This window comes from Sinorhizobium glycinis (genome assembly GCF_001651865.1).
Classification (GTDB): Bacteria; Pseudomonadota; Alphaproteobacteria; order Rhizobiales; family Rhizobiaceae; genus Sinorhizobium; species Sinorhizobium glycinis.
Genome location: NZ_LPUX01000050.1, coordinates 298,680 through 319,998, shown reverse-complemented (window position 1 = coordinate 319,998; position 21,319 = coordinate 298,680). Strand labels below are relative to the sequence as shown.

General features: G+C 63.0%; 22 protein-coding genes. 13 read left to right on the top strand and 9 right to left on the bottom strand.

Going from position 1 to position 21,319, the window contains the following annotated elements:
* From AU381_RS04120 to AU381_RS04105, 4 genes are all read right to left on the bottom strand, one after another.
* Positions 1-531, bottom strand: a complete 531-nt coding sequence (locus AU381_RS04120) for a gamma carbonic anhydrase family protein (protein ID WP_064240524.1) — start codon at positions 529-531, stop codon at positions 1-3.
* 56 nt (positions 532-587) lie between these two features.
* A complete protein-coding gene (locus tag AU381_RS04115) occupies positions 588-1,274 on the bottom strand; it encodes a fumarylacetoacetate hydrolase family protein (RefSeq protein ID WP_064240523.1) in 687 nt (228 codons plus the stop codon).
* Between the two features lie 203 nt (positions 1,275-1,477).
* Entirely contained in the window at positions 1,478-1,687 is a 210-nt protein-coding gene (locus AU381_RS04110; protein ID WP_078070656.1) for a hypothetical protein, read from the bottom strand.
* 411 nt (positions 1,688-2,098) lie between these two features.
* On the bottom strand, positions 2,099-2,338 hold the full coding sequence (locus tag AU381_RS04105; protein ID WP_064240522.1) for a DUF982 domain-containing protein: 240 nt from the start codon (positions 2,336-2,338) through the stop codon (positions 2,099-2,101).
* A gap of 409 nt (positions 2,339-2,747) precedes the next feature.
* Between AU381_RS04105 and AU381_RS04100 the strand changes: the two genes are divergently transcribed.
* Both AU381_RS04100 and dusA read left to right on the top strand, forming a co-directional pair.
* The gene (locus AU381_RS04100; RefSeq protein WP_064240521.1) at positions 2,748-2,996 is read left to right on the top strand and encodes a hypothetical protein; all 249 of its coding nucleotides are present in this window, start codon (positions 2,748-2,750) and stop codon (positions 2,994-2,996) included.
* Positions 2,997-3,268: 272 nt separating this feature from the next.
* Positions 3,269-4,423 (top strand): tRNA dihydrouridine(20/20a) synthase DusA, encoded by a 1,155-nt coding sequence (gene dusA / locus AU381_RS04095; protein WP_064240520.1) that lies wholly within the window; start codon positions 3,269-3,271, stop codon positions 4,421-4,423.
* Positions 4,424-4,628: 205 nt separating this feature from the next.
* Here dusA and AU381_RS04090 read toward each other — a convergent pair whose 3' ends face one another.
* A complete protein-coding gene (locus AU381_RS04090) occupies positions 4,629-4,841 on the bottom strand; it encodes a cold-shock protein (RefSeq protein ID WP_012708287.1) in 213 nt (70 codons plus the stop codon).
* Positions 4,842-5,375: 534 nt separating this feature from the next.
* Between AU381_RS04090 and AU381_RS04085 the strand changes: the two genes are divergently transcribed.
* Positions 5,376-5,963 (top strand): J domain-containing protein, encoded by a 588-nt coding sequence (locus AU381_RS04085; RefSeq protein ID WP_064240633.1) that lies wholly within the window; start codon positions 5,376-5,378, stop codon positions 5,961-5,963.
* Between the two features lie 282 nt (positions 5,964-6,245).
* Positions 6,246-6,797, top strand: a complete 552-nt coding sequence (locus tag AU381_RS29475) for a hypothetical protein (RefSeq protein WP_156528534.1) — start codon at positions 6,246-6,248, stop codon at positions 6,795-6,797.
* Positions 6,798-7,425: 628 nt separating this feature from the next.
* Here AU381_RS29475 and uvrB read toward each other — a convergent pair.
* The gene (gene uvrB, locus AU381_RS04075) at positions 7,426-10,497 is read right to left on the bottom strand and encodes an excinuclease ABC subunit UvrB (protein WP_064240518.1); all 3,072 of its coding nucleotides are present in this window, start codon (positions 10,495-10,497) and stop codon (positions 7,426-7,428) included.
* Between the two features lie 256 nt (positions 10,498-10,753).
* On the opposite strand from uvrB, the gene AU381_RS04070 reads away from it, so the two are divergent.
* On the top strand, positions 10,754-11,107 hold the full coding sequence (locus AU381_RS04070; protein WP_064240632.1) for a DMT family protein: 354 nt from the start codon (positions 10,754-10,756) through the stop codon (positions 11,105-11,107).
* A 278-nt stretch (positions 11,108-11,385) separates the two neighbouring features.
* On the opposite strand, the gene AU381_RS04065 is transcribed toward AU381_RS04070, so the two are convergent.
* The gene (locus AU381_RS04065; RefSeq protein ID WP_064240517.1) at positions 11,386-11,772 is read right to left on the bottom strand and encodes an acyl-CoA thioesterase; all 387 of its coding nucleotides are present in this window, start codon (positions 11,770-11,772) and stop codon (positions 11,386-11,388) included.
* A 202-nt stretch (positions 11,773-11,974) separates the two neighbouring features.
* Here AU381_RS04065 and AU381_RS04060 point away from each other — a divergent pair, with 202 nt between their 5' ends.
* From AU381_RS04060 to AU381_RS04025, 8 genes are all read left to right on the top strand, one after another.
* Positions 11,975-13,783: a methyl-accepting chemotaxis protein gene (locus tag AU381_RS04060; protein WP_064240516.1), complete on the top strand. Its 1,809-nt coding sequence runs from the start codon at positions 11,975-11,977 to the stop codon at positions 13,781-13,783.
* 203 nt (positions 13,784-13,986) lie between these two features.
* Positions 13,987-14,535, top strand: a complete 549-nt coding sequence (locus tag AU381_RS04055) for a Kazal-type serine protease inhibitor family protein (protein ID WP_064240515.1) — start codon at positions 13,987-13,989, stop codon at positions 14,533-14,535.
* 198 nt (positions 14,536-14,733) lie between these two features.
* The gene (locus AU381_RS04050) at positions 14,734-15,960 is read left to right on the top strand and encodes an extensin-like domain-containing protein (RefSeq protein ID WP_064240514.1); all 1,227 of its coding nucleotides are present in this window, start codon (positions 14,734-14,736) and stop codon (positions 15,958-15,960) included.
* A gap of 202 nt (positions 15,961-16,162) precedes the next feature.
* Entirely contained in the window at positions 16,163-16,984 is an 822-nt protein-coding gene (locus AU381_RS04045) for a sulfite exporter TauE/SafE family protein (protein WP_064240513.1), read from the top strand.
* Between the two features lie 187 nt (positions 16,985-17,171).
* Positions 17,172-18,062, top strand: coding sequence for an MBL fold metallo-hydrolase (locus AU381_RS04040; RefSeq protein ID WP_064240512.1), 891 nt, complete (start codon positions 17,172-17,174; stop codon positions 18,060-18,062).
* 12 nt (positions 18,063-18,074) lie between these two features.
* Positions 18,075-18,407 (top strand): ArsR/SmtB family transcription factor, encoded by a 333-nt coding sequence (locus AU381_RS04035; RefSeq protein WP_064240511.1) that lies wholly within the window; start codon positions 18,075-18,077, stop codon positions 18,405-18,407.
* Positions 18,408-18,686: 279 nt separating this feature from the next.
* Entirely contained in the window at positions 18,687-19,613 is a 927-nt protein-coding gene (locus AU381_RS04030) for an ABC transporter ATP-binding protein (RefSeq protein WP_064240510.1), read from the top strand.
* Positions 19,610-20,371, top strand: a complete 762-nt coding sequence (locus tag AU381_RS04025) for an ABC transporter permease (RefSeq protein ID WP_064240509.1) — start codon at positions 19,610-19,612, stop codon at positions 20,369-20,371. Before AU381_RS04030 ends, AU381_RS04025 begins: the two co-directional genes overlap by 4 nt.
* Positions 20,372-20,378: 7 nt before the next feature.
* Here the strand turns inward: AU381_RS04025 and AU381_RS04020 are convergent, their stop codons facing one another.
* Positions 20,379-21,080 carry a TIGR02281 family clan AA aspartic protease gene (locus AU381_RS04020; RefSeq protein ID WP_064240508.1) on the bottom strand — a complete coding sequence of 234 codons (702 nt, stop codon included), beginning with the start codon at positions 21,078-21,080 and terminating at the stop codon, positions 20,379-20,381.
* Positions 21,077-21,298: a DUF1289 domain-containing protein gene (locus AU381_RS04015; protein ID WP_064240507.1), complete on the bottom strand. Its 222-nt coding sequence runs from the start codon at positions 21,296-21,298 to the stop codon at positions 21,077-21,079. Before AU381_RS04015 ends, AU381_RS04020 begins: the two co-directional genes overlap by 4 nt.
* Positions 21,299-21,319: the final 21 nt, after the last annotated feature.

The window sequence follows — 21,319 nt, the reverse complement described above, 5'->3', positions numbered from 1 at the left end:
TCAATCCAGCCGGTGAAGCTGCGCGGCGTAGCGCTGCCAATTCTTCACATAATGATCGGCCGAGCGCTTCAGGCCTTGCACGGCCGCGTCGTCGAGCGTGCGTATCACCTTGGCCGGTGCGCCGATGATCAGCGAATTGTCGGGATATTCCTTGCCCTCGGTAATCAGCGCGTTGGCGCCGACCAGGCAGTTGCGGCCGATCCTGGCGCCGTTCAGGACGGTGGCGCCCATGCCGATCAGCGAATTGTCGCCGATCGTGCAGCCGTGAACGATCGCTTTGTGGCCGATTGTGCAGGCTTCGCCGATCGTCACCGGAAAACCCGGATCGACATGGACGACCACCGCCTCCTGGATATTGGTGCGCGCGCCGATGCGGATCGGCTCGTTGTCGCCGCGCAGCGTCGCGCCGAACCAGATGCCGACCTCTTCGCCGATCTGCACCTGGCCGATGACATTGGCGTCCGGCGCGATCCAGTAGCGGCCTTCCGGCGGCGTGGTTGGCTGCAGCGATCCGAGCGCGTAGAGTGGCATGGCTCATTCCTTCTGCTTGCACGGAAACGCGTGCGCGTTTCGCCGCGTCGGCTTTGTCAGACGACCTTGACGGAGAGCACCGCGACGCCGTCGACGCCGCAGGTGACGACATCGCCGCGCTCAACGGCGCCCACGCCGGAGGGCGTTCCGGTCATGATGATGTCGCCGGGTGCCAATGTGAAGAGGCGCGAGAGTTCGGCGATGATCTCCGGCACCGTCCAGATCATCTCGGCGAGATCGCCCAGTTGGCGCGTCTCGCCATTGACCTTCAGCCAGATATTGCCGCTTGTCGGGTGGCCAACCGCCTTCGCCGGGGCGATCGCGGAGATCGGCGCCGAATGCTCGAATGCCTTGGCGGCGGTCCAGGGCCGGCCGGCCTCCTTCGCCTGCGCCTGCAGGTCGCGGCGGGTGAAATCTATACCGACGCCATAGCCATAGACATGCCCTATCGCTTCCTCGACCGGGATGTTCGCGCCGCCGTTCCTCAGGGCAACGACCAGTTCCACCTCGTGGTGTACGTCCTCTGAGAGAGGCGGGTAGGGGAAGTCCTGGCCGGGCGGCAGCAGGTTGTCGGCGTTCTTCTGAAAGAAGAATGGCGGTTCGCGCTCCGGGTCATGTCCCATCTCGCGCGCGTGGGCGGCATAGTTGCGGCCAACGCAGTAGACCCGCCGCACAGGAAAGCCGACGAGGCTCTCGGAAATCGGCAAAAGGACAGGCGGTGAGGGGGGTATGACAGTTTCCATGGTGTCCACCAGTTCTCGCATGACCGCAGGCTGGCGCCGAGCGAAAGAAATATGCGGGAAGTCGAAACGCTACAGCGACCTCCCATGCCGGGCTGGCCGGTGGTGCTGTAGCGAATCTTTGGTGGGACGTTAGCAGCCGGACGGGCTGCGGCAATAGGCAAACTTATGCCGGTGAGTATTTATCAGGCCCGCGAAGTCTGTGGTCAGGCGCAGCGGGCATAGGCTTCAAGCTGGTCGCGGGTAAGAAAGCGACCGTCCGAGCGCGAGTTGAGTTCCGGGTGGCTGTATTCGAGGCTCGGCACTTCGGGAAGTTCAAGGGCCTGGCGTACGGTCATGATGCCGATGTCCTTGCGGCCGGTTTCGCGCTTCATGCTGACTTCGACGATGCGTCGGAGATTGCTCTCACTCATCATGATGTCTCTCCCGTATTATTTTCTTTTCCCTTTTGATCCGGAGTTAAACACTCCGAACTTGTTCTTTATGAGGCACCTCAAAATATAAGTGCTTTTGATGAACGCTTCACGACAGAAATCTGGCGGTTTCGCGGATATTTCCGTGTCATTTCAAGATCGGCCGCTGCGCTGGCCGGCCTGACGGCATCCCGATGACTTCAACTTTGCGCAATTGCTTATATTGGAAAGGGGCTTGATCTTCAAGCAAAGCCGTCGAATAAGCCTATTAATACTATTTTTGTGAGCGTCGATCTATATATAATAATATAATTTCTGCGTGCTCAGGCGTTTTTGGCGGTCATATCGCAACAATGAACGCCTCTGCGTACACAGACGTTGAACACTGGAGTGCTTGCGCTGCGTCTGGCCGGCTCAATGAGCCGTGAGGTGCGCTTCCTCAACCGCGAAAATGAATAGCCTGCGGGCCTCGTCAGGAGTCCGGCGACCGGCGATCGCCGCGCGGCAGGCGCTGCGCGCCGCGACGTAATAGGGGCCGCGACGGGGCCATTGGCCCGCAAGGCACGTGAGGGCGTCGGACGGTCCCTTGACCATGAATATATCGCCGCCATTCAGTCCAAGCTCGATTGGACGGTTCCACAACACCTGATGCATGCTTCTCCTCCTGGCGCGACATCCCGAATACGGGAGTACCGTTTGGTTCCGAGGGGCCGGGTGAGGGGCTCCTCGCGCACCGCTCCTCCCGCCTTATCGAGACTCAATGCAAAAACGTAGTCGGCCCTGGCCCGGTTCCATGCTCTCTCTGCGCGTCTGCCGGGTGGGCTCTTCAATCTAGCGCAGGATTTTCCGTTTGTCCGCAATTTTGCCGAGGACCGATTGCCGGTTCGCGGCGAGGTGTAGCGCACGCTTTTCTCGCATCGCTATCGAGCCGCGGGCACCCTATCCAAGGTTGTTCCCGTCGATGACGCCCGCTCTTCGCACTGTCCGCCGGCAAGCCCCCTTAAATGCTGGGGTTTCAAGCACTTGATAGCTGGCCTATATGTTTTCTGCTGGGGAGGCTCAAATGGTAGAGGTTGCAGAAATTCGTTTGACGTGGTTGCCGCTGCGAAACGGGACCTATTGTGCCATGCTCGGCCGGCACGAAGTCGCCTTCGTCATGAAGCGCGAGACCATGAGCGACTGGGCCTGGCGGATTTCCCATTGCAACGGTACGAACAATACCGGCTTTCACTATGCGTCGACGCTCGAAGGCGCCAAGACGGCGGTGCTGGCCGGCGTCCAGGAGTGGTTTCGTCAAGCGGGGTTTCGGTAACTGGCGAAACGTCGCGGCGGGTCGCCGGTGCGTGCCGGTTCGTCCGGCGATGAGCCTCTGCGGCGCGTCTATATCCTATCGCATGGACGCCGATGTGTGCAGCGCGCGGGCGGCTATGCCATCTCGCTTTATTTGTGCCGGCGCAGTATAAGGCCGCGTCCCGCTGGGGCTTTCGCTCGGATGTCGCTGCCAATTCGATGCTGCCAAGTGGCGTCGTCTGGCTATGCAACGTGCGCTGAAAGCCGGCAAAGAGAAAGCGAATTGACCAGACCATGATAGAGACGTCGCAACCCGTCGGAACGTCGGAGGAGGGCCGATACTTCAAGGCCCCTGTCTTCGCCGTTGCGCCGATGATCGACTGGACGGACCGTCACTATCGCTTCTTCGCGCGGCAGCTGTCGCGCAATGCGCTGCTCTACACGGAAATGATCGTTGCCGACGCGATCCTGCGCGGCGATCGGGCCAGGCTGCTCGGCCATGATGCCTCGGAGCACCCCGTCGCGCTGCAGCTCGGCGGCAACGATCCGGCAAAGATGGCGGAGGCGGCGCGGATCGCCGAAGGCTTCGGCTATGACGAGATCAACATGAATGTCGGCTGCCCGTCCGACCGGGTGCAGTCCGGCACGTTCGGTGCCTGCCTAATGCAGGAACCGGCGCTGGTTGCCGAATGCGTGGCGGCGATGAAGGCGGCCGTGAAGGTCCCGGTCACGGTCAAGTGCCGCATCGGCGTCGACGACCAGGATCCGGAGGTGGCGCTTCGCACACTCGTCGACCGCGTCAAGGACGCCGGCACGGACGCCGTCTGGGTGCATGCCCGTAAGGCCTGGCTGCAGGGCCTCTCGCCGCGGGAGAACCGCGAGATCCCGCCGCTCGATTACGGCCTCGTGCATCGCCTGAAGGGCGAGAACCCAAGTCTTTTCATCGGCCTCAATGGCGGTCTTCAGACTCTGGATCAGGCGCTGTCGCATCTCGATCCGCGTTTGCTGCCTGCGCTTGGACCGAGGCTTGCCGGGGCCGAGTTCGAAAATGCGGCCCCACTCGACGGCGTCATGCTTGGCCGTGCCGCCTACCATGACAGCGGCCTGCTCACGGCCGCGGACGGCTATTTCGCGCACCCGTTCACCGGGGCCGCACCCGCGCCGGAGCCGGAAGCCTACTCCGATCGCGACCATCGGCTGTCGCTCGTGTTCTGGGCGGGTGTGCGCGACGCCATGTCAGCCTACGCGGCCGCCCATATCGACAATGGCGGCCGGCTGATCCATGTTACGCGCCATATGGTCGGGCTGTTCCAGGGTTGGCCCGGCGCCCGGCGCTACCGCCAGATCCTGTCCGCAGACGCCACCCGCAAGGGCGCAGGGCCGGAGGTGATCCATGCCGCCTTCGACGCGGTGTTCGAGGCGGTCACGGCCCGCCAGGCGGCGGAGTAGGGCTCACTCGGTCTGCGTGCGCTTTGCCCCTCACCTAACCCTCTCCCCGCAAGCGGGGCGAGGGGACAAGGCGTGCCGCGAGTCCTTCGCCCCGCCTGCGGGGAGAAGGAGGCCGGCAGGCCGGATGAGGGGGGAAGCGCAGGCAAACAAAAAACGGCGCCTCTTGCGAAGCGCCGTCTTTCGAAATCCGCTCGGACCGTCCGGCTTAGAGCGCCTGCAGGTTGACGGCCTTCGGGCCCTTGCCCATGCGGTCCGGCTCGGTGTCGAAGCTGACCTGCTGGCCATCCTTGAGCGTCGCGAGGCCGGCGGCCTGAACCGCGGAGATGTGGACGAAAACGTCCTTCGCGCCGCCGTCCGGCGTGATGAAACCAAAACCCTTGTCCTGGTTGAAGAATTTTACGATGCCCTTGGTGGCCATGGAAGAAGTCCTTTTCCTTCAGTCTGTCTTTGCCGCAACCCAGCGCTTCAATAGCACGGCTTGGCTGCTTGAGGTAGTGTGTTCGTGCCCTCAAAAAGAGGAAACGAACCGGTCGATTTCAGCCATATGCTGAAAAGGTCGAGTGGTCACGATATCGGGGAAAAGACGTCAACGATGCCGCTTGCGGCAGACCCGGCAATGGCCGGGCTCAAACGAAAGTCCAGTCTCCGGGATTGAAATCGCCCGAACGGTGTTAGGAGTGGCAGTATTCGCGGAAAAAGGCAAGCGGAGAGTTCCGGCTCGCGCGGCGCCTGGGCAACGCCTTGAGCGAGCGGCACTTCCGGGACTTACTGGAACCCGGCGTAACCGAGAAATGCCGTGGATTGCCTCGTTTTCACCACATTTTCGCCCCGACGCTCGGCTGAGCGTGGCGCGTTCTGCAATGCGATCGCCCCGGGCTTGCTGCTGGCGCAGCGAACCGGTAGGTCTGGTCCGGACAGAATATCGCAAGTCGACGAAAAGCAGGTGGCCGGCGTGATCGATCCCTATGCCCTCCTTGGAATTGAGCGCGACGCTGACGAGCGGGCGATTCGGGCGGCCTACCGCCGGGCGGTGAAGACGGCTCATCCGGACCGCGGCGGTGACGCCGAGCAGTTCGGCAAGCTGCAGGCGGCCTATGATCTCCTCAAGGATCCGGTGCGCCGCAAGGTTTATGACGACACCGGTTTCGATCCCCAGCTCGTCGATCCCAAACAGCTCAAGGGCCTGATGATGTTGGAGACGCTCGTCAATGACTTCATCCTCGACTTACGCGAGCCCGGCAGCTTCGACCCCGTGGCAGCGATGCGGCGCAAGCTCTCCGACGATATCGTCAAGACCCGCTTCCATATCCTCGAGCTGGAGCGTCACCGCTCGCGCGTCCGCAAACACCTGGACCGCCTTGGCCGGCGGCCGGATACAGACGTGCTTGGCTCGATGCTGCGCGCCCGCAGCGAGTCGATCGGCGAGGCGATCAAGAATGCCGAAGCGCAGATCGAGGTCATCGAAGAGGCTTATGCGATGCTGGACGGGTATTCGTATGAGATGGAGCCGCTTGAGGTGAACGCGCGGGCGGCGGAGTAGGGAGTCGTGTCGCGCCTGCACCGCGGAGTGACTTAACAACGCGGCGCACAAGGGTTCCCATTACCAGTGCGCTGCGCCGCAAGAATATCTTCGGGGAGCAAATCAGGTACTGAAAAATCGAGGCGCGGCGCCATGCGTAAAAACGCTGGCGCCGCGTACTGGTCTATCTATCGATCGGCGGATCGGAATGATCGCCCGCGGTTCGTATTATCTGTTCCCGTTCGTCTTGGAACCGCTTTGCGACTGTCCTGCGCCCGGGCCGCCTTGCGAAACGCCCTTACCGTGAGCGCTGCCGGGATTTGTCGAATCCCGTCCGTTGCCCCAGCCGTTATTGCCCTTGCCTCCGTTTCCGTCGTCGTCGCCATTGTCGTCATCGTCACCATGGCCGTTGCCGTCGCCGTCGCCATTGCCGTCGCCGTCGCCGTCACCATTGCCGTCGCCGTCGCCGTCACCATGGCCGTTGCCGTCGCCGTCACCATTGCCGTCGCCGTCACCATTGCCGTCGCCGTCACCGTCGCCATTGCCGTCGCCGTCGCCATTGCCGTCGCCGTCGCCGTCACCATCGCCGTCGCCATCACCGTCGCCGTCGCCATCACCGTCGCCGTCGCCATTGCCGGGGCCAGGGCCGGGCGCGCCACCTCCGCCTCCGTTGTCATCGCTTCCGGGGACGGTGCTGGTGGACGTCGTCGAGAAGGGGTTGCTAATTACCGCCGTGGCCAGCGGCGGGCATTGCTCTATTTGTCCGGCGGTCAGGAGTTGATCCCTGTTCCGCGCCATGCAGCAAAGTTCGTAATTCGCATCCGTAAGCGGAGTGCACTGGTCAGCCGTAAGTAAAGGCCGCTCTTGACCCATTGCCGGGACTGCTGCGGATACAACAAAACCAGCCGACATAAGTGCCAGGCTGGTGCTCGTGAGAAATGCCTCTAGGCGTCTCATCTTCGTTCTCCCTAAATTAGAAAGTACTGAAATTCGTAATCGGCAGGATTGTTCCCGATTTCGAGCATTTTGATCGCGCGTGGAGGGGAGTTTGATGGTGGGTGCCGGCCCGAAGATCTGGATCGTTTCGTAGTTTCATGGATACAGTGAAACGATCTAACTCTATGAAAGTCCGCTCTAGAAGGGCGCTCCTGGCGTCTCGCCAACTGCCTGCCGGGGCGAGTTTGATGCCCTTGGCGCTTCACGAATTTGAGATCGGCAACTTGAGGTCCGACACGCTTCTGTGAGGATCAGAGTTGCGTCGTCGTCGCAATGCGCGCGTTCAAGCCAAACGGGACCTTGAGCGTCTTTCGCAGGCCGAGAGTGAAGACAAGAACAGCGCCGAACCGATATCGCCTCTGCGCGCTCGCAGAATCTCGCGAGCACAGTCCACTTCGGCACGCGTGACGTCGTCTTCGGCTACCCCTGGGCGCGCTCGCAAATTTCTGAAATGTCCATGCCGAGCTTAGATTGAGGAGCGTAAGGCTTACCGTCCCGGCCGGCCCGTCTTGCCCTTCGTCCGTCCCTTGCGGCGCTTCTCCTCTGCCGGGTCCTCATAGGAGCCGGCGCCCGGTTTGGCTCGGATCAGCGGCTTTTCGGGAATTGTTCCGGTCACAGGCTTCTCGGTCCGTCCGACGGTCATCTCGTCGAGGGTGTTTCTCCTGAACAGTGATTGCCCCTCCGATTTGCGCCCGGCCGGAACCGCTACGTCGCGGCCCATTTCGTCGAGGTCGGGTTTGCGGAAGAGCGGGCGTTCGGTGTCGGTGCCCGGCCCCATGTCGTCGAGCGAGGGCTTGGCGAAGTAGGCCTTTCCCTCCTTATTGTGGGGAGGGTGGCCCGCAGGGCCGGGAGCGGTTTCGCTTTTCCCCTCCCCAACGCTCCCCACAGCGGGGAGGGAGCCTGTCGCGCTTGCCGCGCCCTTGCGGACCTCCTGTGACCTTGCCTCTTCTTTTCTCTTCCCCGTCGCGCCTTCGGCGCTCCGCGCCTCTTCCCGCGCCATCGGATCGTCGAGGACGGCGAGTTCGGCGGCCTTGAGGCGCTTGATCTCGTCGCGGAGCCGCGCGGCGGTTTCGAAGTCGAGGTCGGCGGCGGCGTCGCGCATCTGCTTTTCGAGCGCGTTGAGATGTGCCTGGAGATTGTTGCCGACGAGGTGGCCGGCCTCGGCGAAGCCCTTGCCAGAGACGCCGGAGATGTCGGCGCGGACGTGGTCGCGCTCGTAGACCGAATCGAGGATGTCGGAGATCTTCGCCTTCACCGATTCCGGCGTGATGCCGTTCTCTTGGTTGTAGGCCATCTGCTTCTCGCGGCGGCGGGCGGTTTCCTCCATCGCGCGGCTCATTGAGCCGGTGATCGTGTCGGCATAGAGGATGACCTTGCCGTCGACGTTGCGGGCGGCGCGGCCGATCGTCTGGATGAGCGAGGTTTCAGAGCGCAGGAAGCCTTCCTTGTCGGCGTCGAGGATAGCGACGAAGCCGCATTCGGGAATGTCGAGGCCCTCGCGCAGCAGGTTGATGCCGACCAGCACGTCGAAGGCGCCGAGGCGCAGGTCGCGGATAATCTCGATGCGCTCCAGCGTGTCGATATCGGAGTGCATGTAGCGCACCCGCACGCCCTGCTCGTGCAGATACTCGGTGAGGTCCTCGGCCATGCGCTTTGTCAGCACCGTGACCAGCGTGCGGTAGCCGGCGGCGGCCGTTTCACGGATCTCGCCGAGCACGTCGTCGACCTGTGTCTTCGCCGAACGAACCTCGACCGGCGGGTCGATGAGACCGGTCGGGCGGATCACCTGCTCGGCGAACACACCGCCTGACTGCTCCATCTCCCAGCCGCCCGGCGTCGCCGAGACGGCGATCGTGTCGGGGCGCATCGCGTCCCATTCCTCGAAGCGCAAGGGCCGGTTGTCCATGCAGGAGGGCAGGCGGAAGCCGTATTCGGCAAGCGTCGCCTTGCGGCGGAAGTCGCCCCGATACATGCCGCCGATCTGCGGCACGGTGACGTGGCTCTCGTCGATGAAGATCAGCGCGTTGTCGGGAATATATTCGAACAATGTCGGCGGCGGCTCGCCCGGCCTGCGGCCGGTCAAGTATCGCGAATAGTTCTCGATGCCCTGGCAGGAGCCGGTGGCCTCCAGCATTTCGAGGTCGTAGCGGGTGCGCTGCTCCAGCCGCTGCGCCTCGAGCAGCCGGCCGGCCCGTTCAAGCTCGGCGAGGCGATGCGTCAGCTCCTCCTTGATCGCCTTGATGGCGGCGTTCAGCGTCGGGCGCGGCGTCACATAGTGCGAATTGGCATAGATCTTCACCGACTTCAGGTCGCCGGTCTTCTGGCCCGTCAGCGGATCGAACTCTGTGATCGCATCGATCTCGTCGCCGAACATCGAGATGCGCCAGGCGGCATCCTCCAGGTGGGCGGGGAAAATCTCGATCGTATCGCCGCGCACCCGGAACGAGCCGCGCTGGAAATCCATGTCGCGGCGCTTGTACTGCTGTGCCACCAGGTCGGCGAGCAGCTGCCGCTGGTCGAGCCGGTCTCCGACATTCATCTGGAAGGTCATCGCCGTATAGGTCTCGACCGAGCCGATACCGTAGATGCAGGAGACCGAGGCGACGATGACGACGTCGTCTCGTTCGAGCAGCGAGCGCGTCGCCGAGTGGCGCATGCGGTCGATCTGCTCGTTGATCGAGGATTCCTTCTCGATATAAGTGTCGGAGCGCGGCACGTAGGCTTCCGGCTGGTAGTAGTCGTAGTAGGAGACGAAATACTCGACGGCGTTCTCCGGGAAGAAGTTCTTGAACTCGGAATAGAGCTGTGCGGCGAGCGTCTTGTTCGGCGCCAGGATAACTGCCGGGCGCTGCGTCGCCTCGATCACCTTGGCCATGGTGAAGGTCTTGCCGGAGCCGGTGACGCCGAGCAGCACCTGGTTGCGCTCGCCGGAGGAGAGACCGTCGACGAGGTCGGAGATCGCCGTCGGCTGGTCGCCGGAAGGCTGGTAGTCCGTCACCATCCTCAGCGAAATGCCGCCTTCTGATTTTTCCGGCCGGGCAGGGCGGTGCGGCGTCCAGAGCTTGCCGTCCTTGAAGAGCGGGTTGCCGCTCTCGATGAGCTTTGCCAGGGCCTCGACGGTGGCGGTAACGCCGGAGCCCGCCGTCAGCTTGTCGGCATCCTCGAGCGCAACATCAAGGCCGGCGACAGGATTCAGCCCGGCAGCGGCGCGCGTCTTCGGGTCGGTGGTGCCGCCCATCGAGGTACCGCGCGCGGACTTACCGCTGACGATCTCGACCTTGCCCTTTTTCGCCGGCTTCTTCGGCTGCGCCTCTTCGTCCACGCCTGCAGCCTTGCGCGCCGCCTTGGAGGCGGCGATCTCCACCGTCTTGCGGTGCTTGCCGGCCTTCGAGGCGATCTCGCGCTGGCTCTCGAAGGCGGAGGATTCCGCCTCGGCCTCGAGCTGCTTCACCCAGTCGGAAACATTGCCCGAGAGCGGCGTGCCTGACAGCGGCGCCTGCGGCGCTTCTTCGAAACCATTGGGTGATTTCGGCGGGAAATTTTTCGGAGATTTGGCCATGGTCCGGAATATGGACAGAGTCAGCCCGGATGCCAAGGGGGAAGGAGTACAAAAGGGAAACGGTTGGCGTGGATTTTCTAGCCGTCTCTGACCGACACGCGGCCGCGGGCGAGACGGTGTCGTGGGCCGTTGCTTTTCGACGACAGGGATTTGTCGACGATACATGGACTACGGAGGGCGCGGCCTGGAGAGGCTTGAAACGGCGAGCGCGTCCGGATCATCCTCGGATACTGATTCGCATCTTCCCGGGGTCTTCATGTCCTTTGCCATCAATCCCGCCTATGTCTGGCCGGTGCTGCTGCTGCTCGCCTCCAATGTCTTCATGACCTTCGCCTGGTACGGCCACCTGAAGTTCACCTCCTCGCCGCTCTATATCGTCATCGTTGCGAGCTGGGGCATCGCCTTCTTCGAATACTGGCTGGCGGTGCCGGCCAACCGTATCGGCCATTCCGTCTATTCCGCGGCCCAGTTGAAGACGATGCAGGAGGTGATCACGCTCACCATCTTCGTCCTCTTCTCGGTGTTCTGGCTGAAGGAGCCGATCGGCTCGCACCAATTCATCGGCTTCGCGCTGATCGCGCTCGGCGCGTCGTTCATTTTCAAGGGGTGAAGTTTTTCCGTTCGGAATTGCCCCTCATCCCGCTGCCGCGACCTTCTCCCCGCAAGCGGGGCGAAGGGGCAAGCTGCGCGCTCTTCGTCCCCTCTCCCCGCGTGCGGGGAGAGGGCTAGGGTGAGGGGCATTGCGCCTTGTCTCCGCTCACTCCGGCAGGTCGAAGGCGCGGTACATCCGCTCAACAGCCGCGCTAGGCTGATGCTCGTGATCATGCCCATGACAACGCGATATGGGGAAGATTGCCGGAGCCGGCGCGGGCGCTTCCACGGCTTGCGCTATTCCGCCGGCACAGGCGTCGGCTTGCCGCTGCCGTCGAGTGCCACCATCACGAAAATGGCGTCGGTGACCTTCTCCATCACATGCGAGAGATAGCGCTGCGCCCAGGCCTCGACCTTGAGCGTCATCGAGGTACGCCCGACCTTGACGATGTCCGTATAGATGCACAGCGTGTCGCCGATCTTCACCGGCAGGGCGAAGGCCATTTCCCTGACCGCGGCGGTGACCACGCGGCCCCTGGCGCGCTCGGCGGCGCGAATGCCGCACGAAAGGTCCATCTGCGCCATCACCCACCCGCCGAATATGTCGCCGGCCGCATTGGCATCGCCCGGCATCGCCAGCGTGCGCAAGGTTAGCTCGCCGTTCGGCTTGATCACTCCACTCATCCGGCCTGTCTCCCGTTGTCGGTAAAATGTGTAGCGTATGGCAGGTATCCGAAAAAGAGGGCCCACCAAATCTCGCAACCTCTTCGGCACTCGCCTTGATTGCCGAAACGTTAAGTATCGACCGTAAGATATAGCGAAGTATTTGTTAGGGGCTTTGCAAATACCTGCCTCTATCCTGCAGCCCACTCAAGGGGAGGCGGGGATGAAACGATTTCGGATTTCGGCGCGGCTTTACGCGCTCGTGGCATTTGCACTGCTGGCGATGGCGGCGGCGCTGACCTTCGGCCTGATCCAGGCGCAGGACAAGCTCGTCGCCGAACGCAAGGCGATGCTTTCGGCGATGAACGAGAACGCCGTCGCGGTGTTCGCGGCCTATCAGAAGCAGGAGGAGGCCGGGACGCTGTCGCGCGAGGAGGCGCAGAAGCGCGCCCTGGAAGCAATCAAGGCGATGCGTTACCAGGACAGCGGCTATTTCTGGGTCAACGACATGCAGCCAGCGATGGTGATGCATCCGATCAAGCCGGAACTGGACGGCAAGGATCTCTCCCAGAACAAGGACCCGAACGGCAAATTCCTGTTCGTCGAATTCGTCAAGACGGTGCAGGCTGAGGGCAGGGGCTTCGTCGACTATTACTGGCCGAAACCGGGCGCCGAGGAACCGGTGTTGAAATATTCGCATGTGGCCGGCTTCAAGCCCTGGGGCTGGGTCGTCGGCACCGGCGTCTATGCCGACGACCTCGCGGCGATGTTCCGCGAGCGCGCCTGGCAGGTGGGCGGCATTCTTGCCGCGGCCGCCCTAGCGATCCTGATGGCGGCGCTGGCGATCGTCCGCAGCGTGGTGCGGCCGGTCGAAAAGCTGAAAGTCTCCATGCAGGCGATTGCCGACGAGGATGTTTCCTCGGAGGTGCCGGAAACGGATCGCGCCGACGAGATCGGCCAGATGGCGAAGGTGCTGCTGGTGCTGCGCGATTCCGTGAAGGAGCGGCTGGAACTGCGTTCGCGCGAGGTCGATCAGCAGGATCGGCTGAACGCCGAGCGACGCGGCAATGAGGAACTGCAGCGCTCGACTGCCGCCTCCCAGGCCGAGGCAATGGAAGCGCTCGGCGGCGCCCTCGAGCGGCTGGCTAACGGCGATCTCACGGCCGAGGTCGGGCGGGTCGCGCCGGAATACGGCAAGCTCAAGCACGACTTCAACACCGCCGTTGCCGCGCTTCGTGATGTCATCGGGGCGATCTCGCAATCGACCGAGGTCGTGCACGGCAGCGCCGGCGACATTTCCGAGGCGGCGAACAATCTGGCGCGGCGGACGGAACAGCAGGCGGCCGCCCTGGAAGAAACGGCTGCGGCGCTCGACGAGATCACCTCGACGGTGCGCCACGCCTCGGACCGCGCCGTCGAGGCGCGCGACATGGTCGACGAGACCAAGGCGAGTGCGGCGAAATCCGGCGGCATCGTGCGCAACGCGATCGATGCCATGGGCCGGATCGAGGACTCCTCGAGCCGCATCAGCCAAATCATCGGCGTCATCGACGAGATCGCCTTCCAGACCAACCTGCTGGCGCTGAACGCCGGCGTGGAGGCGGCGCGCGCGGGCGAGGCGGGACGCGGCTTCGCGGTCGTCGCCCAGGAAGTTCGCGAGCTTGCGCAACGTTCGGCCGGGGCTGCGAAGGAGATCAAGGATCTGATCGGCACGTCGGTCAAGGAGGTCGGCGCGGGCGTCGAACTCGTGCGCTCCACGGGCGACGCCCTGAAGGAAATCGAGGCTCTCGTCAACCAGGTGAACGAGCAGGTCGCCTCGATCGCCACCGCGGCGCGGGAACAGGCGACGGGTCTCCACGAGGTCAACACGGCCGTCAACAGCATGGACCAGATGACGCAGCAGAATGCGGCGATGGTCGAGGAAACGACCGCCGCGAGCCAGGTGCTGGCCCAGGAGAGCCGCCAGCTGAAGGCGCTGCTCCAGAAATTCCGCCTGCGCGACGGGCAAGCCGCCTATGGCCGGGCGGCCTGACACAACAAAAGAGCAGATCAATCGCAGCTGGCCCGCGTTCGAAAGAGCGCGGGTTCTTTGTTTCGACTCTGGTCCTATCCGCGGTTGCAAACAGGCGGACCGGTTCGCGGAACTTGACCGGATCGTCCATTGCAGGTGAGATCAAGCCGCGAGAGGGCGGCGGTTGCCGTCGGCTCGGCGCTACGTGATCGCGGAGGATTTCCATGTCACTTCTCAGGCTTTTGCTCTCACGGCCATCCACTTCGATCTTGACGGTGCTCGGCGTTCTTTCCGCCTGCACGGTCGTCGTCGACGAACCGCGGCCTGCCCCCGCTCCGATCCGGGCGGCGCAAATGTGTACGATGGAATACGCGCCGGTCTGCGGCGAGCGCGCCAATCGCCTGCGAACCTTCCCGAATTCGTGCCATGCCCGTGCCGACGGGTTCCGCGTCCTTCACCAAGGCGAATGCCGGCCGGACTTCCGTCCGCCGGTGGAGCAGGCCTGCACCCGCGAATACGCACCGGTGTGCGGCGAGCGCGGCAGGTTGAGGCGGACGTTTCCGAATGCCTGCGAGGCGCGCGCCGATGGATTCCGGGTGATCGGCTCGGGCGAATGCCGCCGCAGCGATGACCCTGCGCCGGGGCAGCAGTTTTGCACGCGCGAATATGCGCCCGTTTGCGGGCAGCGCGGCGGACGGCTGACGACCTTCCCGAATGCCTGCGAGGCCGGCGCGGCCGGCTTCCGGATTGTCCGCCGCGGCGAGTGCGGCTGACACAGGGCAGCCGAGCCGGAGGCATGTGCCAGTGCGAGCCACTTTTGGCGGCGGGCAAGGCTTCATTAACCATGTTTGCCTATAGTGCGGCTTGAACCCGACTTTTTCGGGCGCTTGCCTGCTTGGCGACATAGCGGCACGTCACGTTTCGATAGTGGGCAGGCGGTGGCTTTGTCATGGACGAAGGCGGCAACTGGTATGGCGTATGTTTCTCTTCTCCATCGACCGTTGACGGCGCTGCTGCTGTCCATACCGCTGGTCGCCTGCAGCACGGACGTCCTTTCGCCACCGGGCAGGATCGATGGCGCCTCCCGCGTCGGCGCCATCAGGCCGAGCCGCGTCGTTGCCAATCCGGAACGGGAGGCGGCCGCCTATCCTTCGGCAGAGCCGGTGTCGACCTTCAGTAACAGGACCGCCGGTGCCGCCGAGCCGCAAGGCAGTCTGCCGATGATGGACAGCCAGCCGGAGATGGCGGAGACGCAAGTCGCAAGCGCCGGTCCGATGACGGTTCCTCCCGAAGGCGTCAATATGGATGCGATGCTCGGCGTCGAGCCGGTTGTCGGCCTGGCGCAGGAGCAGGCCGGTGAAATCGCCGAAGGCAACACCGCCCAGCCCGTCGTCGGCGGTATCGGCGAGGACAATGTGCGTCAGCTCGGCGGCCCGGCTGAGCCGACGCCTGTTTCGGAAACAAGTCCGAATTTTGATCCCGATCTGCCGCCGCTGACGCCCGATCAGATTTCCGCCGAAGAGGCGAAGCGGGCGCGAGGTGTCGAGCCGCAGCGAACCATTCGCCGCACCGAGGAGCCGCAGCAGGTCGCCTTCCTGCCGCGCGCCCGCAATCCGCTGTCGACGCCCGAATATACCGGCGAAATGCCGCGCTCGGAGATCGCCTGCCGCCAGCGGCTGAAGAAGCTCGGCGTCGTCTTCCGCGATGTGCCGCGCATTTATGACGGTCCATCTTGCGGCATCGACTATCCGGTCGAGATCATCGGTCTTTCAGGCAACATTGCCGTCAAGCCGGCGGTGAAGCTCAATTGCCAGGTGACGGAAGCCTTCGCCAAGTGGGTGAAGTACGAGCTCGCGCCGTCCTCGCGTTATCGCTACTGGTCCGGCGTCAGGACAATCAAGCCGCTCGGCGGCTATTCCTGCCGGACGATGAATTCGCGCCGCGGCAATCCGATGTCGGAGCATGCACGCGGCAATGCGATCGACGTCGGCAAATTCGTGCTGAAGAACGGCAAGGAGATCGACGTGCGCCGGAAAGGCTTCTTCGCCTTCCGGGAGCGTGGGCTGTTGAAGGCCGTTCGCGCCGACAGCTGCAAATATTTCCACACCGTGCTCGGCCCCGGCAGCGATCCGTTCCACAAGGACCATTTCCACTTTGACCTGCGGACCCGGAAATCCGGCTACCGCCATTGCGATTAGCGGAAGCTGCGCAAAAAAGAGGCCGGCGGGGCCGGCCAGAAAACGCCCGGAGGATAGGGGAGGCTCCGGCGTGCAAATCACGAGAGCGGGGTTGCTCAACGCCCTCCAAAGGTGATTGAAAAGCATCACCGTTTCATGACAGTGCTGGGGCTCTTCCTCATCGGCGGCATCGGCTGCCGGCTTTCAGCAAGATCGGATACGCATGCCGCCGCTGTCGGAACTGATGATGTTTGCCTTGGCGCTGGCCGCGGCCGGTGTGGTGTCGGGCGTGCTTGCCGGCCTCTTCGGCGTCGGCGGCGGCGCGATCCTCGTGCCCGTCTTCTTTCAGGTCTTTGGGCTCCTCGGTGTCGAGGACGCCGTGCGGATGCATCTTTCGGTCGGCACCTCGATCGCAATCATCGTGCCCACCTCGGTGCGCTCCTTCCTGTTGCACTACAGGCGGGGCGTGGTCGACACGGCCTTGTTGCGCAGCTGGATCCTCGCCATTCCGCTCGGCGCCATCCTTGCCACCGTGATCGCCGCCTATGTCAGCAGCGAGACCTTGCGGCTGATCTTCGCTGTCATCGCGCTCTTGGTGGCGTCGAGGATGGTATTCAATCGCGCGAGCTGGCGCCTCGGCACCGAGCTTCCAAAGAATCCGGTGAAGTGGCTCGTCGGTGTGGTGATCGGCGTTCTATCCGGCCTGATGGGGGTCGGTGGCGGCGTGCTCAACAATACCTTCATGACGCTGTACAACCGGCCGATCCACCAGGCGATTGCAACGTCCGCCGGCGTCGGCGTGCTGATCTCGATACCCGGACTGTTCGGCTATGTCTGGGCCGGTTGGGGCGAGCCCGGTCTGCCGCCGCTTTCGACCGGGTTCATCAACTGGATCGCCGTTGCCTTGATCATTCCGGTTTCGCTGCTGGTGGCGCCACTCGGCGTGCGCCTGGCCCATGCGATGGACAGGCGGCAGCTTGAGGTCGGTTTCGGCATCTTCATGACCTTGATCGCCTTGCGCTTCCTCTACAGCCTTTATCGCTAGCCGTGACCGAGCCGGACAATCGCCCCGCCAGCCACGCCAAAATTGCGCGATCCATGTCATCGCAGCTGTGCGATAATCCGACTTCCGGAAATAGCGAGCGACTTGGGATAGAGCCGCCCGGTTCACTTGCTCGGCTAATCGATATATATTATATTTAAATATATATTGATGATATGGGGGAGCGACCATGCCTGCAGCTGAAACTGCAAAACCGGACGTCAAAGGCTTTTACGAGCCTCGCACGTGCAGCATTCAGTATGTCGTTTCCGATCCGCTGACGCAGCGTTGCGCGATCGTCGACCCGGTGCTGGATTTCGATGAGAAATCGGGTACGACGGCGACGGAACAGGCTGATCTGATCCTCGATTACGTGGCGCAGAACGGTCTGACGGTCGATTGGATCCTCGATACCCATCCGCATGCGGATCATTTTTCGGCCGCCGCCTATCTGAAGGAAAGGACCGGAGCGCCGACCGGTATCGGATCCGAGATCGTGCGCGTCCAGAATCTCTGGAAAAACATCTACAATTGGCCGGAGCTTGAAGCGGACGGGTCGCAATGGGACCATCTCTTCGAAGAAGGAGAGCTCCTCGCCCTCGGGTCGATCGGCGGGCGGGTACTCTATTCGCCAGGCCATACCCTTGCCTCCGTTACCTATATCTTCGGCGAGGCGGCTTTCGTCCACGACACGATGTTCATGCCCGATAGCGGGACGGCACGAACCGACTTCCCGGGAGGCGACGCGCGCCAGCTGTGGCGCTCGATCGCCGAGATCCTGGCGCTGCCGGACGAGACCCGCATGTTCACCGGTCATGATTACCGGCCAGGAGGCCGGGAGCCGCGTTGGGAGAGTACGGTCGGCGAGGAGAAGCGCTGCAATGCCCATATTGCTGGCGTGACCGAGGATCAGTTCGTTCAATTGCGCGAGGCGCGCGACAGGACGTTGCCGATGCCGAAGCTGATCCTGCACGCGTTGCAGGTCAATATCCGCGGCGGCCGCCTGCCGGATCCGGAAGCCAACGGCGCGCGCTATCTGAAATTTCCGCTCAATGCGCTCAAGGGAGCCGCATGGGGCTGAGTGGAGATGGACATGCGAACGGTCACGAAGATCAGAAACGTCGGCCCGGACTTGGGTAAGCTAGGGGGTGAAGCGGCGGCGTTGCTCAAGACACTCGCAAACCAGAACCGGCTGATGATCGTCTGTACGCTCGTCGAAGGGGAACACTCGGTGGGCCAGTTGGAAGAGACGCTCGGCATCCACCAGCCGACCTTGTCGCAGCAGCTCACCGTGCTGCGCGAGGCGGGCATCGTTGCCACGCGCCGCGATGCGAAGCAGATCTTCTATCGTCTTGCCGAAGAAAAGGCTGCACGCTTGACCATGGCGCTCTACGATATCTTCTGCCGCGAGGGGACGAAGCAATGACTGCCTATATCGCGGCGCTTTGCGGCGGCAATGCTGATCGGGCTGTCGGCGGGGGTCCTGATGATCGTGAACGGCCGGACTGCCGGCGTCAGCCGCATTGCCGGACGGATCGCCTGTTGGGCGCGGCTTGGCCGCGGGCCTCTTAGCACTCGCGTGCCGTGATTATCAGTTGACGGAGCGTCACCTTAAAAATGCGCGGGACGGGCTGCAAAACAGCGTGAATCGGCCCATATAGAGCGGCAACCTGCCGACATTGCCCCGCTTTCGGATCCTATTTTCATGGCTTCTATTGTTTCCGTTTCTAACCTGTCGAAAACCTATGCCTCAGGATTCGAGGCGCTGAAGGGTGTAAGCCTCGAAATCGAGGAGGGGGAGATCCTCGCCCTGCTCGGACCTAACGGGGCCGGCAAGACGACCCTGATCTCGATCATCTGCGGCATCGTCAATCCGAGCGGTGGCGAAGTCACCGTCAACGGCCACGACGTCGTGCGCGACTTCCGCCAGACGCGGTCCATGATCGGGCTCGTGCCGCAGGAACTGACGACGGATGCCTTCGAGACGGTCTGGAACACCGTTTCCTTCTCGCGTGGCCTGCACGGCAAGAAACCGGATCCGGCTCACATCGAAAAGGTGCTGAAGGACCTGTCGCTCTGGAGCAAGAAGGACAACATGCTGCGCGAGCTTTCGGGCGGCATGAAGCGGCGCGTCCTGATCGCCAAGGCGCTATCGCACGAGCCGCGCGTGCTCTTCCTGGACGAGCCGACGGCCGGCGTCGACGTCAGCCTGCGCAAGAGCATGTGGGAAGTCGTCGAGCGGCTGCGCGCCTCGGGCGTGACGATCATCCTGACGACGCATTACATCGAGGAAGCGGAAGAGATCGCCGACCGGATCGCCGTCATCAATGGCGGCGAAATCCTTCTGGTCGAGGAGAAGGATGCGCTGATGACGAAGCTTGGGCGCAAGCAGTTGCGCGTCGATCTCGCCCAACCGTTGGAACGCATCCCGGATTCCCTGTCGTCCTACAATCTGACGCTCGAGGACGATGGCCAGAGCTTGATCTACGACTACGACACCAGCGCCGAACGGACCGGCATCACTGCGCTGCTCGCGGCGCTCGCGGAGACCGGGGTCAGGCTTCGGGACCTCTCGACGCGGCAAAGTTCGCTCGAGGATATTTTCGTAGAGATCGTGGAGGCGGGGCGATGAACATCGAGGCGGTCAAGTCCATCTACTTCTTCGAGATGGCGCGCACGCGCCGCACCCTGCTGCAGAGCGTGGTGTCCCCGGTCATCTCGACCTCGCTCTATTTCATCGTCTTCGGTGCGGCGATCGGCGAGCGCATCCAGCAGATCGACGGAGTTTCCTACGGCGCCTTCATCACGCCCGGGCTCATGATGCTGACGCTTCTGACGCAATGCATCGGAAACGGCTCCTTCGGCATCTATTTCCCGAAGTTCACCGGCACCATCTACGAGGTGCTGTCGTCGCCGATCTCGATGCTGGAAATCGTTCTCGGCTATGTCGGCGCGGCGGCGACCAAGGGGCTGATGATCGGCACGATCATCCTGATCACCGCGTCGCTCTTCGTCGATCTCAGCATCGCCCACCCCTTCGCGATGATCTTCTTCTTCGTGCTGACGGCGGTGACGTTCAGCCTCTTCGGCTTCATCATCGGCATATGGGCGAAGGACTTCGAGCAGTTGAACCTGATCCCGATGCTGGTCGTGCCGCCGCTCGTCTTCCTCGGCGGCAGCTTCTACTCGGTCGACATGCTGCCGCCCTTCTGGCGGGCCATCAGCCACTTCAATCCGGTGCTTTACCTGATCAGCGGTTTCCGCTGGAGCTTCTTCGAGATCTCCGACGTCAATCCGCTTGCGAGCGCCGTGATCATTCTCGCATTCCTCGGGATCTGCATGGCTGTGCTGACTTGGATTTTCCGGACCGGCTACAGGCTGCGAAACTGAGGGACCGCTAATCCCGAAGCCGCAACTCGTCGGTGCGCATCTGCAGGGAATCCAGGGTCGAGAGAAAACTCATGCCGAGCAGGCTGCGGTCGAGCTTGCCCTCGGCCGCGACCATTCCCCGGATATTGCGTCGCTCAATCGGACCTATCGCCATTTCCTCGAGTGTAACGGGAGCGGCGAGCGCCGGCCCGTTCGCCGTCATCACGGTGATGGTATAGCCGAGTTTCGAAGGATCGAGACCGATCCGCTCGGCGTCCTCATAGGTGAGGGCGATGCTGCTGGCTCCAGTATCGACGAGCATGCTGACCTCCTGGCCATTGATTGTCGCGTCGGCCTGGAAGTGGCCGTCGAGACGCTTGCGCAGCACGACTTCCGGCTGCCCGTCGCTGTCGGTGACGACCATTGTTCGGCCGGGCATCAGTTCGGAGAGCACCCGATCGCCGAAGGCCTGAAGCTCGACCCGATAGGCATAGCCGGATACGAGGCCAACGGCGATCAGCAGCCATATGGCGATCTGCCGCACACTCTCCCCGAAATGGCGCCGGCTGCGGAGTACGCCGGCCGCCAGCAGCGTCGCAATGGCCGCGAGGGAGACAAGCTGGCCGAAGTCGTCATTGTTCATGCCGAAGGTCTGGCCGCTGTCGTGATTGAAGATCAGCAGCGCAAGGCCAATGGCGAGGATTGCAAGGAGAAGGGTCAAACGGTTCATGCGCCGCTTCGGTCCCGCGCCAACCGCGCCCGGCGTGTTTCGCGTCGCGGCTTGCGCTCGACGGTCTCCAGCCGTGTCGGCAGCGCTTGCATGATGCTGTGCCGCTCGGCGTCGGTGTAGAGCGTCCAGGAGCCGATTTCCTCCCGCGTACGCCCGCAGCCGAAACAGTAGCCTGTCCGGTCATCGATGGCGCAGACGAGAATGCAGGGGGATTCCATCGGCTTGGCGTGCTCTCTCCG

Excerpts from the sequence above, each read along its gene's own strand:
- AU381_RS04100 (WP_064240521.1), top strand. The coding sequence starts at position 2,748 with ATGGTAGAGGTTGCAGAAATTCGTTTGACGTGGTTGCCGCTGCGAAAC.
- dusA (WP_064240520.1), top strand. The coding sequence starts at position 3,269 with ATGATAGAGACGTCGCAACCCGTCGGAACGTCGGAGGAGGGCCGATAC.
- AU381_RS04030 (WP_064240510.1), top strand. The coding sequence starts at position 18,687 with ATGGCTTCTATTGTTTCCGTTTCTAACCTGTCGAAAACCTATGCCTCA.
- AU381_RS04050 (WP_064240514.1), top strand. The coding sequence starts at position 14,734 with ATGGCGTATGTTTCTCTTCTCCATCGACCGTTGACGGCGCTGCTGCTG.
- AU381_RS04105 (WP_064240522.1), bottom strand. The coding sequence starts at position 2,338 with ATGCATCAGGTGTTGTGGAACCGTCCAATCGAGCTTGGACTGAATGGC.
- AU381_RS04040 (WP_064240512.1), top strand. The coding sequence starts at position 17,172 with ATGCCTGCAGCTGAAACTGCAAAACCGGACGTCAAAGGCTTTTACGAG.
- AU381_RS04065 (WP_064240517.1), bottom strand. The coding sequence starts at position 11,772 with ATGAGTGGAGTGATCAAGCCGAACGGCGAGCTAACCTTGCGCACGCTG.
- AU381_RS04025 (WP_064240509.1), top strand. The coding sequence starts at position 19,610 with ATGAACATCGAGGCGGTCAAGTCCATCTACTTCTTCGAGATGGCGCGC.
- AU381_RS04090 (WP_012708287.1), bottom strand. The coding sequence starts at position 4,841 with ATGGCCACCAAGGGCATCGTAAAATTCTTCAACCAGGACAAGGGTTTT.
- AU381_RS04120 (WP_064240524.1), bottom strand. The coding sequence starts at position 531 with ATGCCACTCTACGCGCTCGGATCGCTGCAGCCAACCACGCCGCCGGAA.
- AU381_RS04070 (WP_064240632.1), top strand. The coding sequence starts at position 10,754 with ATGTCCTTTGCCATCAATCCCGCCTATGTCTGGCCGGTGCTGCTGCTG.
- AU381_RS04045 (WP_064240513.1), top strand. The coding sequence starts at position 16,163 with ATGCCGCCGCTGTCGGAACTGATGATGTTTGCCTTGGCGCTGGCCGCG.
- AU381_RS04020 (WP_064240508.1), bottom strand. The coding sequence starts at position 21,080 with ATGAACCGTTTGACCCTTCTCCTTGCAATCCTCGCCATTGGCCTTGCG.
- AU381_RS04060 (WP_064240516.1), top strand. The coding sequence starts at position 11,975 with ATGAAACGATTTCGGATTTCGGCGCGGCTTTACGCGCTCGTGGCATTT.
- AU381_RS04115 (WP_064240523.1), bottom strand. The coding sequence starts at position 1,274 with ATGGAAACTGTCATACCCCCCTCACCGCCTGTCCTTTTGCCGATTTCC.
- AU381_RS04055 (WP_064240515.1), top strand. The coding sequence starts at position 13,987 with ATGTCACTTCTCAGGCTTTTGCTCTCACGGCCATCCACTTCGATCTTG.
- AU381_RS04015 (WP_064240507.1), bottom strand. The coding sequence starts at position 21,298 with ATGGAATCCCCCTGCATTCTCGTCTGCGCCATCGATGACCGGACAGGC.
- AU381_RS04035 (WP_064240511.1), top strand. The coding sequence starts at position 18,075 with ATGCGAACGGTCACGAAGATCAGAAACGTCGGCCCGGACTTGGGTAAG.
- AU381_RS04110 (WP_078070656.1), bottom strand. The coding sequence starts at position 1,687 with ATGATGAGTGAGAGCAATCTCCGACGCATCGTCGAAGTCAGCATGAAG.
- uvrB (WP_064240518.1), bottom strand. The coding sequence starts at position 10,497 with ATGGCCAAATCTCCGAAAAATTTCCCGCCGAAATCACCCAATGGTTTC.